The organism is Mucilaginibacter sp. MD40 (assembly GCF_002288635.1).
Lineage (GTDB): Bacteria > Bacteroidota > Bacteroidia > Sphingobacteriales > Sphingobacteriaceae > Mucilaginibacter.
This window is the reverse complement of record NZ_NRSW01000001.1, coordinates 1,346,315-1,358,899: the sequence shown is the minus strand read 5'-3', so window position 1 is coordinate 1,358,899 and position 12,585 is coordinate 1,346,315. Positions and strand designations below refer to the sequence as shown.

The following is a 12,585-nucleotide window of genomic DNA, read 5'->3' as shown; positions in this document are numbered from 1 at the left end:
TGCGTTCTTGTTATATATTATCTGTCATTCTGAGCGGTAGCGAAGAATCTTTTATTCGATAGAACCAACCGTCATTACGACCGATAGCCTCACCTAAATCCCTCCAAGGGAAAGGATTTTGAAAATAACTATATAAGACTCCTCTCCTTTAAAGAAGTTGGGATAAGCCTTTGGGATTGCCACGTCGCTGCCGCTCCTCGCAATTACACATCGTTGGGGCTAAAATATAGCCTCTGCGATACGTTTTGTTGGGCCGGGGTTACCCATCGTGTAAAAATGCAGCACAGGTGCGCCAAATTTTACCAGCTCTTTGCACTGGTTGATCATCCATTCGATACCGATGTCTTTTACATCTTTTTCAGATTTAGCCTCGTGGATAGCATCAGACAGATCTTCCGGGATATCAATATGGAAGGTTTTAGCCAGGGATATCAATTGCTTTGAAGATGTAATTGGCTTAAGCCCAGGAATAATGGGGACATTAATACCTGCCGCGCGGCAACCGTTCACAAAATCAAAGTACCGCTGATTATCAAAAAACATCTGCGTTACAATGAACTTGGCGCCCATATCTACCTTTTGTTTCAGGTACTTAAAGTCGGTTTTAAGGTTAGGTGCCTCAAAATGCTTTTCGGGGTAACCGGCAACACCGATACAAAAATCGGTACGCATCATGTTATCATAATGCTCGTGCAGGTAAACGCCATTATTCATGTTCACTACCTGCTGCAACAGATCTGTAGCATAACAGTGACCGTTAGGCGTAGGCACAAATGACGAATCACCTTTACGCGCATCGCCACGCAATACCAATACGTTCTCAATACCCAGGAAATGCAGGTCTATCAAGCCGTTTTCGGTCTCATCCTTAGTAAAACCACCGCAAAGCAGGTGGGGCACAGTATCTACCTTGTATTTGTTCATGATAGCCGCACATATAGCAATTGTGCCAGGGCGTTTACGATACGCCAGTTTCTGCAGCAAGCCGTTCTCCTGTTCCTTATAAATAAAATCCTCACGTAACGAGGTGACATCTATAAAAGGCGGTTTAAACTCCATCAGCGGGTCAATAGCATCATAAATGCCTTGTATGCTGTGGCCTTTTAAAGGCGGTATTAATTCGAATGAGAATAAGGTCTTCCCGTTAGCGTTCTGGATATGTTCGGTTATCTTCATGTGTTTGGGTGCGAGTGTGGGTTATGAGTGTGGGACTAATCTTTGATCTGTGCCTTTTGATGATTGATTAATCCAGCTAATAATTTCCTAACCCTTACAAGTTTATCTAAAAGTTCGTTAAGTGTAGTGTCGTCAATGAATTGTAGATCTAATGAAAGATAAAGTTGCGTTTCTAATTCATAAGCTGAACCCCTTGCAATAAAGAAGAACCGCATTGAATCTTTTGGATGACTTCTGCCACAACCCTCGGCTATATTTGATGGAATAGAAATTACTGATCTTTTGATTTGTGACTGCAGGCCATATACCTCTTCTTTAGGAAAAGATGAAATATGGTCGTAAACCATCTTCACTAAGATCCGAGCTTCCTTCCAAGCTTCTAAATCAGTATAAGTCATTCTTAATGTTTATGTCTTGTTTTCTCACCCCCTAGTTAACCACTTTACTCCAATATCTCCCGCTCCTCGCTCCGGCATCCCGCACCAGCAACCCGCACCTCACTAATAATTCAAATTCGGCCCTAACCAGCGCTCTACTGTTTCCACAGACATGTTTTTGCGTTGGGCATAATCCTCTATCTGGTCTTTGCTTATCTTATTTAAACCAAAGTACCTTGATTGTGGGTGCGCGAAATAAAAACCACTTACTGATGCAGCAGGTGTCATGGCCAGGCTTTCTGTGAGATGCATGTGGGCGTTTTGTTCGGCTTTCAGGATCTCAAACAAAGTCGTCTTCTCGGTATGGTCAGGGCAGGCAGGGTAACCCGGTGCCGGGCGGATACCCTGGTACTCTTCCTTGATCAGGTCCTCATTGCTCAAATGTTCCGCATTGGCGTAGCCCCAATACTCTTTACGTACCAGTTCGTGCATTTTTTCGGCAAAGGCTTCGGCCAAACGGTCGGCAAGGGCTTTGGCCATAATGCTGTTGTAATCGTCATGGTCGCGTTCAAACTCGGCAACCAGTTCATCACAACCCAAGCCAGCGGTTACGGCAAAGCCTCCCCAGTAATCGGCCACGCCACTTTCTTTTGGCGCGATAAAATCCGACAGGGCATAATAAGGTTCGCCTTTCACTTTCTCATTCTGCTGGCGAAGGGTATGTATCCTCGTCAACAAATGCCGGCGGGTATCATCTGTGTAGATCTCAATATCATCGCCTACGCTGTTGGCGGGCCAAAAGCCTATAACCCCATCAGCACGCAGCAGCTTTTCGTCTACTATCTTCCTCATTAAAGCCTGCGCATCATTAAACAGCTTTTTAGCCTCCTCGCCCACAAACTTATCGTCAAATATCTTAGGATAACTGCCGCGCAGCTCCCAGGTATGGAAGAATGGCGTCCAGTCGATATATGGCAGCAATTCCTCAAGCGGGAACGATTCAAATACCTTTGTACCCAGGAAGGTCGGCGCAGGAGCAACCTTATCCAGGTCTATCTGGAATTTCTGTTCGCGGGCTTCCTCAATGCTTACAAAACGCTTGTCGCTTTTTTTGTTGGCATGGGCCTCACGGGCTTTAGCATATTCGTCTTTAATGTTCTGGATGTAGCTGTCGCGGGTATCCTTATTCATGAGGTTGCTACACACGGTAACACTACGTGAGGCATCTAAAACGTGAATGGCAGCACCCGAATAATGCGGCGCAACCTTAACTGCGGCATGTATGCGCGATGTGGTAGCACCGCCTAACAGCAAGGGAATGGTAAAGCCTTCGCGTTCCATTTCTTTAGCGAAATGCACCATCTCGTCTAATGACGGGGTGATCAAACCGCTCAGGCCGATAATATCTACATCCTGCTTTTTGGCTTCTTCAATAATTTTTTGCGCAGGCACCATCACCCCAAGGTCTATCACCTCAAAGTTGTTGCAAGCTAATACTACGCCTACAATGTTTTTACCAATATCATGTACGTCGCCTTTTACGGTAGCCATCAGTACCTTACCCGCATTGGCACGGTCGCTGCTGCTATCGCCGCCGGCATCAATTATACGTTGCTTTTCGGCTTCTATAAATGGCAGCAGGTAAGCTACTGCCTTTTTCATTACACGGGCCGATTTTACTACCTGCGGCAAAAACATTTTCCCGGCGCCAAACAGGTCGCCCACAATATTCATCCCATCCATCAGCGGGCCCTCTATCACCTCCAGCGGGCGTGCATATTTCTGACGGGCTTCTTCTACGTCGGCATCCAGGTACTCAACAATCCCTTTAACCAGTGAGTGCGACAGGCGCGACTCAACCGACTCTTTACGCCACTCTTCGTCGCGTACTACTTCTTTGCCTTTACTCTTGATGGTATCGGCAAACTCCACCAGGCGCTCGGTTGCATCCGGGCGGCGGTTAAGCAGCACATCTTCAACCAGCTCGAGCAGGTCTTTGGGTATTTCCTCATAAACTTCAAGCATACCGGCGTTAACGATACCCATATCCAACCCGGCCTTAATGGCATGGTACAAGAAGGCTGAGTGCATTGCCTCGCGCACCACGTTATTACCGCGGAACGAGAACGATATGTTACTTACACCACCGCTAACTTTGGCGTGTGGCAGGTTTTGTTTTATCCAGCGGGTAGCCTCGATAAAGTCTACCGCGTAATTGTTATGTTCTTCCAAACCGGTTGCAACGGTAAGGATGTTAGGGTCGAAAATGATATCCTGCGGCGGAAAACCAACCTCATCAACCAGGATGCGGTAGCTGCGCTCGCAGATCTCTTTACGGCGCTCCAATGAGTCGGCCTGGCCGGTTTCGTCAAAGGCCATCACCACAGTGGCAGCACCGTAGCTTAATATCTTGCGGGCGTATTCCTTAAACTTTTCCTCACCTTCTTTTAGGGAAATGGAGTTAACGATGCCTTTTCCCTGTAAGCACTTTAAGCCGGCCTCTAACACTGTCCATTTTGATGAATCGACCATGATGGGCAGCTTAGCAATATCAGGTTCGCTGGCCACCAGGTTCAGGAACTTTACCATTACTGCCTCAGAGTCTATCATACCCTCATCCATATTGATGTCGATCACCTGGGCACCGCCTTCTACCTGCTGCAATGCAACAGAAAGAGCCTCCTCGTAATTTTCGGCAAGGATGAGTTTAGAGAATTTTGGCGAACCGGTAATGTTGGTACGCTCACCAATATTTACAAAGTTGGTTTCCGGCGTTAGGGTAACGGCCTCTAAACCGCTCAATCGCAGGTAAGGTTGTATCTCCGGGATTTGGCGGGGCGGATATTTTGCCGCTTTATCGGCAATACATTTGATATGATCAGGCGTAGTACCGCAACAACCGCCAACGATGTTCACCAAACCGGCTTTGATAAAATCATCTACCTGGTGGGCGGTTTCGTGCGGGGTTTCGTCATAAGCGCCAAACTCGTTGGGTAAACCCGCGTTGGGATAGGCGGAGATATAGACACCTGCCTTTTCAGAAAGTTCTTCTAAGTGCGGGCGCATCTCGCGGGCACCCAGGGCACAGTTTAAACCAACCGATAACAAGTTGGCGTGACTAACCGAGTTCCAGAAAGCCTCTACCGTTTGACCGGATAAAGTACGGCCAGATGCATCGGTAATGGTACCGGAGATCATGATTCCACCGCTTGGGCGGAACGCCGCGTAATCTTTACCGGCAGCTAAACATTCTTGTTTGTACCTGTCTATCGCAAACAATGCTGCTTTAGCGTTCAGGGTATCGAAAATGGTTTCCACCAATAACACATCAGAGCCGCCATCAACCAGGCCGCGTACCTGTTCATAGTAGGCCTCAGCCAGGTCATCAAAGGTGACAGCACGATAACCCGGGTCGTTCACATCAGGTGATAGCGAAGCGGTACGGTTGGTTGGGCCAACGGCACCGGCCACAAAACGCGGTTTCTCAGGGTTAAGCGCGGTATACTCATCAGCGGCCTCGCGGGCAAGGCGGGCACCTTCATAGCTAAGCTCGTAGGCCAGCTCTTCCATATGGTAATCGGCCAGGGAAATGCGCTGGGTACTGAAGGTGTTAGTTTCGATGATATCGGCACCAGCCTCCAGGTACTCTTTGTGTATAGCTTTAATTACATCCGGGCGGGTAAGGTTCAACAAGTCGTTGTTACCTTTAAGGTCCGACGGGTGGTCGCGAAAACGCTCTCCACGAAAATCAGCTTCGGTTAATTCATACCGCTGTATCATGGTACCCATTGCCCCATCAATCACCAGGATGCGTTTCTGTAGTTCTTTTCTAATGTCCATTTTTTGGTATCAAGTAGCGAGTATCAAGTAGCAAGTATCCCATTAGATACCACATTAATACCAGAACAAGAAAATCTTGATATCTGATACTAATTACTTGATACTACAAAGACTTATTTCGAAAAGTCGGGGTGTAATGTTGACTTTCACTTATCTGTCCCGTTCAATTGTTTGAGCCGGGTAGAATGTAGCACCTTGTTAAGTAACAGGTTGCTAAGACATCGCAGGGTCTAATCCCTCCGTCTTTCTCCATAAGCAGTGCAAAGATGAATAATTATGTTGTAAAGTGCAAATGCTGACTCACCCCCTGCCCCCTCTCTGCTGCGCAAAGAGGGAGTATGCCTTTAAAAATCTTTTATCCCTCTTTACGCGAAGCGTAGAGAGGGTGGTCAAGCGTAGCGACGACCGGGTGAGTCGGATTGATAAATAAAAAAGCCGCTATGCGTTAACATAGCGGCTTGGTATTCAATATTTATCCATTATCTTCTGTTGCCGCCAAATATGCGCAGCAGCATCAGGAACAGGTTTACAAAATCGAGATACAGGGTTAAGGCACCCATCAGGGCTACTTTGCTTTTAACGGTTCCGTCAATTTCGCCGCTTGCGCCAATGCGTTTCAGTTTTTGCACATCATAAGCGGTTAAGCCTGTAAATACGGCAACGCCAATATAGCTGATGAACAGGTCGAAGCTGCTGCTGTGTAAGATCAGCAGGTTTAATACCGATGCTACAATTATACCTATCAGCAGCATCACCATGATCCCGCCAAATTTGGTAAGGTCCTGGTGGGTAATGTAGCCGCCTACCGCCATAGCGCCAAAAACTACCGCTGTAGTAATAAACACGCCGGCAATGGTGTTAACCGGGTAAAGGTAAAATATGTAGCTCAGGCTGATGCCCATAGCCGCCGAAAAGCCAATAAATACCACTGCCAATGCCAGGTAACTACCGCGTGAAAATACCCTGCCGGAGATAAATATAAATACCAACGGAAGGAACATAACAATGATACCCATCATATTACTTTTACCGGTTTCGTTATCGCGCAGCAACGACGATAATTGCGGGTTAGCGGCAAAAAGATAGGCGCAGGCCGCAGATATGCCCAGGGCCACAAACATCCAGGCAAAAACCCTGGCAATAAACTTGCGTGATGCTTCCGCATCTTCTATTTGGATAACGTTATCGTAAACGTAATCGGTTGTTTTAGTTTCCATTTATAATTGATGAATTTTTGTACTAATGTATGTGAATTGTTTGATTGTTTGCAAGTGTTTTAGTTTAATTGGCTGCAGCTTAATTAAGCCGTTTTGTAAGCTGCTCTTCCACCTTTTTAAATACCTGCAGTGGCTTTAGCGAACGCCAGTTAAACTCGTCCAGCTCGCCGCCAAAGTTAACGTAATAATCAATATTGCTGCGCTTAAACTCTTCTATCACATGCTCCCTAAAGTTCACACCGGCTATCCAGCCGTCCTCTACTTCCTGGAACCACTCCTCGTAGTAACTATCGTCAGAGTAATGAAAGTTCAATACATTCTCACCTATCAGCACAAATTTATTAACGCCCTGGTCAACCATTACGTCAAAAAGCTCCCGCTTCATCAGCATAATATCGTTATTGATGGCATCGTTCCACTCGCCAATAAATTCGATGATACTGTAACCACGGTCGTAATCAACAAAGAGTATTTTAAGATACAAGGTATTTGAGCCGAATGAGTCCCATTGCGGGTGCAGCAGGTAATTATACACCTGCTTATCAAACTCAAACTCGCTGTACTCGGTATTATAAAACGGCGAATTTTCGTCCTCAGCGGCAATGTAATCGTCGCGCCAGCGGTAATATGGTTCTATTGTGTGCATTGTTCTAATGTGCAAATTTCAGATGTGCAAATGTGCAGATCAACGCACAACACATCGTTACTTCATTGCTATATTTTATTTCATTATTGCACATATGCACATTTGCATATCTGCACATTTATTTTAAGCTATCTACTGCTTTGCGTACGCTGCCGTGCTCTTTTAGTAGTTCTGCGGCTTCAGCTTCCGGGAGGCCGGTTTCGGCCATTACCATGCGGGTACCACGGTTTACCAGTTTGTTATTTGATAACTGCATATCCACCATTTTATTACCCTTAACACGGCCCAGTTTGATCATTACGCTGGTGCTTAGCATATTCAAAACCAGCTTTTGCGCGGTACCGGCTTTCATGCGGGTACTGCCGGTTACAAACTCGGGGCCGGTTACCACCTCAACAGGGTATTCTGCCGCCGCTGCTACCGGGCTGCCGCTGTTGCAAACAATACAGCCGGTAGCCAGGCCCTGCTCCCTGGCGGCCTGCAAACCGCCTATTACGTATGGCGTAGTGCCTGATGCCGCTATACCCACCACCACATCGCCGCTGTTAATGTTAAATGCCTGCACATCTTTCCAGGCCTGCTCGCGGTCGTCCTCGGCAAATTCAACCGCCTTGCGTATGGCTGTGTCGCCGCCGGCTATGATACCTACTATCCAATCAAACGGGACGCCGAAGGTAGGCGGGCATTCTGACGCGTCAACCACGCCTAAACGGCCACTGGTACCTGCGCCGATGTAAAAAAGGCGACCACCCTTTTGCATCCGTTCTGCAACTACTTCCACCAGCTTTTCTATCTGCGGTAAGGCTTTTTCTACCGCCAACGGTACGGTTTTATCCTCGTTATTGATATTGCGCAGCAGCTCGCTTACAGGCATATTTTCCAGGCCGTTATATCTGGAATCTTTCTCGGTACTTATTTCCATGGTAATCGTGTTATGGGCCTCACCCTGCCCTCTCCAAAGGAGAGGGTTTTTTAGTGCCGGCTTCAAGTCCTCTCTTCTGGAGAGGATTCAGGTGAGGCTCTCTTTAGCCAACAAATCTTAAGCAAAATTGATTAAAAAACATTAAAGCAAAGAAGCGCAGATAAATTATTACTGATAACGGCTAATTATTAGATTTGCGATGCAATACACTAAATGAAACATACCGCGGGCATCATCTTCCGAACTATCCTGTTATTACTTATCGGCGCTTTTATAGGGGTTGTATTAACCAACGGCAACCTTGGTGGGCGCAGCATAGGTTTAAGCGGGGGCGATAAGATATCTAAAGTGCTTGACCTGGTACATAACCAGTATGTTGATTCGGTTAATATTGACAGCATGGAAGGCGTTACCATTAACGACCTTCTGCAGAACCTGGACCCGCACTCGCTATACCTGCCTGCGCAACAGGCCCGCAATATTACCGAAAAGCTGGAAGGCGGGTTTAACGGCATTGGGTTGGAGTACCAGTTGCTGCGCGATACCCTGGTGGTTACCCAGGTAAACGCGGGGGGACCCTCGGCTAAGGCAGGTGTACTGGTTGGCGATAAAGTGGTTAAGGTTGATAACGCTCCTTTCGCGGGCACTAAACTTACCGCAAGCCGTGTAAGCAAACTATTCAGGGGTGATAAGGATACGTTTATCACGCTGAACATCATCAGGTCCGGCAACTCTCAGCCGCAAAATGTTAAGGTAAAACGGGGGCGCGTAACCGTAAGCAGTATTGATGCCGCTTATGCGGAAAATGGTACGGGCTACATCAAGATCAGTAAGTTTGGTTCATCTACAGATGCCGATTTCAGAAAGGCGTTGGCCGACCTGAAAGTTGAGGGCATGGAAAAACTGGTGCTTGACCTTCGCGGCAATGGCGGCGGCTACCTGAATACCGCTACCGCGCTGGCCGATGAGTTTTTGACCAAAGGCAAGCTCATTGTTTATACCAAGGGCGTGCATGAACCGCGTACCGATTATTTCGCTACCGATTCGGGCTCGTACCAGCAGGGTAAGCTTACCGTTATTATTGATGAATACTCGGCATCGGCAAGTGAGATACTGGCCGGCGCCATGCAGGACCTCGACCGCGGCACCATTGTGGGCCGCCGCTCGTTTGGCAAAGGGCTGGTGCAGCAGCAGTTTCCGTTTGGCGATGGTACAGCAATTAACCTTACGGTGGCCCGCTATTATACGCCATCGGGCCGGTCCATACAAAAATCATATAAGAATGGCGCGGCCAGCTACCGCGATGAACTGGCTAACCGTATACGCAAAGGCGAACTGCTGAATGCGGGCAGTAATTTAAGCGATAGCGCTTTCGCGGGTGCATCTGCCTATCACACGTCAAAAGGCCGTAAGGTATTTAGCAGAGGCGGCATAATGCCCGATGTATTTGTACCCGCCGATACCAGCCAGGCTACACAACTCATAGCAGACCTTACCGACAACATGCTTTTCAGCGCCTACGCGCTGGATAAGTTGCAGCCCGTACTTGCACGCTACACCACTGCCGACACTTTTATTAAACAATATACCATTGACGAAACTATGTTGAAGGATTTTGTATTGTACGCCTACAAAACCATTAAACATATTGACGCGCACGAGCTCATGGTATCAAAACCGGCTATCAAAAATATTTTAAAGGCAAGCCTCGCGCGTTTAAAGTGGGGCAATAACGCTTACTTCAGGGTATTGAACAATGCCGACGAAACTTTTAAAATTGCCGCGAAACAATAGCTAAGGCAACCTAAAAATCAGGCTTTAAAAGCGCATACCCATACCGGTAGTAAAAAACGTATTAACTGTTACCGGCAGCTTACCCGCAGGCTTCATCACCCCCGAAATTACCTTTACGGCGGCACGCTGCATGGCATCATCTTTTTGGTAACCTACCAGCAGGCCCGCGCTTTTTTCAATACCCGGTAAGCCTGCTATAGTATAAGGGTTGGCAAATACGCTGGTCACCACGTTGGGCCTCGCGGCCAGATCGGCAATCATCAGTTTTACATCGCTGCTATAATCCAGCTTGCTTTGCGGGCGCAGGCGGGTATCATGTATGCTCACAAACATCTGGTCGAACTTTTTAAGCGCAAGCAGCATTTGTTTCAGCTGTTGGATGGGGGTGTTTTTCCCTATCATAAATATCATACTATTGGGGTACCATTTAGATAGTTCGGTTTCAAAAACCGTAGGCTTATCTACCCCTATGCTGATAATAGCTGTTTTTTTAAGCGGGTTTTGTCTAAGCGTAACCGCGTCGCCTTTTAACACGGTAATAGCGGCATCAGCCAGTTGCTGTATCAATGTGGCCGCTTCGGGGCGGTTAATGTCATTGATGATACCCGCCGGCTGCGTGGGTTTATATTGGTTTAAGCCTGCCCAGTATTTGGCGGCTAAAAGTTTTTTGATCCGGGCCTCAAACTCTTCCTTAGTGATTTTGCTTTTGCGGATAGCCTTGAGGATGAGTTTAGCGGCAAGCTTGGAGTTTTCTGACAACTCTATCAGATCGTTACCCGCCAGGAAGGCGCGCAGATCGGCCTCGCCGTTTGGGAAATACTTGGTAACACCCTTCATTTCCATCGCGTCAGACGCTACAATGCCTTTAAACTTTAACGAATCTTTTAAAATACCGGTAACAATAGGGCGCGACAAAGTTGATGGCAGCCTTTTGGTACTATCCAGCGCCGGTATATTCATGTGCGCGATCATCACCCCGCTTACCCCCGCGGCAATGGCTTCACGGAAAGGGTATTCTTCCAGCGAATCGAGCCGTGCGCGGGTAAAGGGCAGCAGCGGCAGATCAAAGTGCGAATCCACGTTGGTATCGCCATGGCCCGGGAAATGTTTGGCAAACACGATCAGGCCGGCATCCTGCATTCCTTTAAAGTAAGCGATGCCTTTTTGCGCCACGTTGTATTTGTTATCACCAAAAGAGCGATAATTAATTACCGGGTTATTGGGATTGTTGTTGATATCCATATCGGGCGCGAAGTTGATGTGCAGCCCAAGTCGCTTAAAATCATACCCTATCATCTGCCCCATTTTATAGATGAGGTTATTATCCTGTATGGCGCCAAGCGTCATTTGGTAAGGATACGATGTGGACGAGTCCAGACGCATGCCCAGCCCCCACTCACCATCCATCGCTATCAGCAAAGGTACTTTTGAAAGCTTCTGATAGTTGTTGATGAGGTTGGCATGGCGCACAGGGCCACCCTGGAAAAATACCAAACCTCCGATGTGCTCTTCGGCTATTACATTACCTACCGAATCTTCATAAGCCTTGCCTTTATTGGTATGCGCCCGCACATAAAACAGCTGACCTACGCGCTCCTTGCGGCTCATTTTCCTGTAAACCGAATCAACCCACTTATTCTGGCTGTTAAGGGTTTCAATAAAGCTTTGGCGCTGTGCCATGGCGGCACTGCTTACAAAAAATGAAAAGAGCAGGATGATATAATATTTTGGTTTCATTACAGTTTCAAATGTAGTGTAAAAACCAAATACCCCTATTTGTTTTGCTTATTGAAATAATAGCCTATCGTGTAAATAAACCTTTACAAACTTTTAAGCTCTATACGGTGTAATTAACCACAGTAATTCGCCCGCGCTACACGGGTTGATGGAAACATTTAGATATGAAACAATGAAAAAATTACTCTTTATGGCCTTGTGCCTGTTTATTGCCGGAGAAGTGAGTGCGCAATATTACCCGCAACGCCCAAGGCGCGTGATGAGACGGCCACCACCGCCGCGTTACGAGCGCCGCCCGTATAACGATTTTTACCGCCCATCATTCGGTGTAGCGGTTGGCGCCAATTTTTCAAACACCGTTGACTCTTACAATGCCGATTTTAGCACCAGCACCATTGCCGGCTGGCATGTAGGCTTAACCGCCAACTTCCCTGTTTCCCGCTCGTTCGCCTTTGCTCCCGAGCTATTGTTTTCACAAAAAGGGTATAAAGCGGAAACAACCGACGGCACATTTAAGCAACGCACCAATTATATTGATATTCCCCTGCTGGCAAAATTCAGGGTGGTGCCGGGCTTTAACTTCCTGATCGGTCCGCAGCTTACCTTCCAAACGTCCACCCGGAATATTTACGAGGATGGCTTTAACCGGATAGTAGAAACCGAATATGATAACAATGGCGATAAAAGCATTATTGCAGGCGTAATTGGTGTAGGTATTGATCTTACCCGCAACGTTGAGCTGCGTGCCAGGTATAATATCGACCTTGACCGCAACCGTACCAACGGTGCATCGTTACTGCCCGACTACCGCAACCAGGTGTTCCAGCTGGGGTTAGGATTTAAGTTTGACTAAAACATTCCACTAACAAAAAATGA

Annotated in this window: 9 protein-coding genes and 1 riboswitch; of the genes, 2 read left to right on the top strand and 7 right to left on the bottom strand. The window is 47.3% G+C overall.

Going from position 1 to position 12,585, the window contains the following annotated elements; genetic code table 11:
• Positions 1-219: 219 nt before the first annotated feature.
• The 6 genes from metF to murQ all read right to left on the bottom strand — a co-directional run bounded on the left by metF (position 220) and on the right by murQ (position 8,178).
• Positions 220-1,176, bottom strand: coding sequence for a methylenetetrahydrofolate reductase [NAD(P)H] (metF, locus tag CKK33_RS06090; RefSeq protein ID WP_095703253.1), 957 nt, complete (start codon positions 1,174-1,176; stop codon positions 220-222).
• 35 nt (positions 1,177-1,211) lie between these two features.
• Positions 1,212-1,574 (bottom strand): four helix bundle protein, encoded by a 363-nt coding sequence (locus CKK33_RS06085; RefSeq protein WP_095703252.1) that lies wholly within the window; start codon positions 1,572-1,574, stop codon positions 1,212-1,214.
• A gap of 102 nt (positions 1,575-1,676) precedes the next feature.
• Entirely contained in the window at positions 1,677-5,393 is a 3,717-nt protein-coding gene (metH, locus tag CKK33_RS06080) for a methionine synthase (protein ID WP_095703251.1), read from the bottom strand.
• Between the two features lie 147 nt (positions 5,394-5,540).
• Positions 5,541-5,651, bottom strand: a riboswitch (SAM riboswitch).
• A 221-nt stretch (positions 5,652-5,872) separates the two neighbouring features.
• Positions 5,873-6,610, bottom strand: a complete 738-nt coding sequence (locus tag CKK33_RS06075) for a Bax inhibitor-1/YccA family protein (protein ID WP_095703250.1) — start codon at positions 6,608-6,610, stop codon at positions 5,873-5,875.
• A gap of 79 nt (positions 6,611-6,689) precedes the next feature.
• Entirely contained in the window at positions 6,690-7,256 is a 567-nt protein-coding gene (locus CKK33_RS06070; RefSeq protein WP_095703249.1) for a hypothetical protein, read from the bottom strand.
• 118 nt (positions 7,257-7,374) lie between these two features.
• A complete protein-coding gene (gene murQ / locus CKK33_RS06065; RefSeq protein WP_095703248.1) occupies positions 7,375-8,178 on the bottom strand; it encodes an N-acetylmuramic acid 6-phosphate etherase in 804 nt (267 codons plus the stop codon).
• A 213-nt stretch (positions 8,179-8,391) separates the two neighbouring features.
• Between murQ and CKK33_RS06060 the strand changes: the two genes are divergently transcribed.
• A complete protein-coding gene (locus CKK33_RS06060) occupies positions 8,392-9,972 on the top strand; it encodes a S41 family peptidase (RefSeq protein WP_095703247.1) in 1,581 nt (526 codons plus the stop codon).
• Between the two features lie 24 nt (positions 9,973-9,996).
• Here CKK33_RS06060 and CKK33_RS06055 read toward each other — a convergent pair whose 3' ends face one another.
• Positions 9,997-11,709, bottom strand: a complete 1,713-nt coding sequence (locus tag CKK33_RS06055; protein WP_095703246.1) for a glycoside hydrolase family 3 protein — start codon at positions 11,707-11,709, stop codon at positions 9,997-9,999.
• A gap of 172 nt (positions 11,710-11,881) precedes the next feature.
• Between CKK33_RS06055 and CKK33_RS06050 the strand changes: the two genes are divergently transcribed.
• On the top strand, positions 11,882-12,562 hold the full coding sequence (locus tag CKK33_RS06050; protein WP_158223401.1) for a porin family protein: 681 nt from the start codon (positions 11,882-11,884) through the stop codon (positions 12,560-12,562).
• Positions 12,563-12,585 lie beyond the last annotated feature (23 nt).

What these genes read in the sequence shown, in the direction of transcription:
- murQ (WP_095703248.1), bottom strand. Translation starts at nt 8,178, where the DNA reads ATGGAAATAAGTACCGAGAAAGATTCCAGATATAACGGCCTGGAAAAT.
- CKK33_RS06070 (WP_095703249.1), bottom strand. Translation starts at nt 7,256, where the DNA reads ATGCACACAATAGAACCATATTACCGCTGGCGCGACGATTACATTGCC.
- metF (WP_095703253.1), bottom strand. Translation starts at nt 1,176, where the DNA reads ATGAAGATAACCGAACATATCCAGAACGCTAACGGGAAGACCTTATTC.
- CKK33_RS06055 (WP_095703246.1), bottom strand. Translation starts at nt 11,709, where the DNA reads ATGAAACCAAAATATTATATCATCCTGCTCTTTTCATTTTTTGTAAGC.
- CKK33_RS06075 (WP_095703250.1), bottom strand. Translation starts at nt 6,610, where the DNA reads ATGGAAACTAAAACAACCGATTACGTTTACGATAACGTTATCCAAATA.
- CKK33_RS06060 (WP_095703247.1), top strand. Translation starts at nt 8,392, where the DNA reads ATGAAACATACCGCGGGCATCATCTTCCGAACTATCCTGTTATTACTT.
- metH (WP_095703251.1), bottom strand. Translation starts at nt 5,393, where the DNA reads ATGGACATTAGAAAAGAACTACAGAAACGCATCCTGGTGATTGATGGG.
- CKK33_RS06085 (WP_095703252.1), bottom strand. Translation starts at nt 1,574, where the DNA reads ATGACTTATACTGATTTAGAAGCTTGGAAGGAAGCTCGGATCTTAGTG.
- CKK33_RS06050 (WP_158223401.1), top strand. Translation starts at nt 11,882, where the DNA reads ATGAAAAAATTACTCTTTATGGCCTTGTGCCTGTTTATTGCCGGAGAA.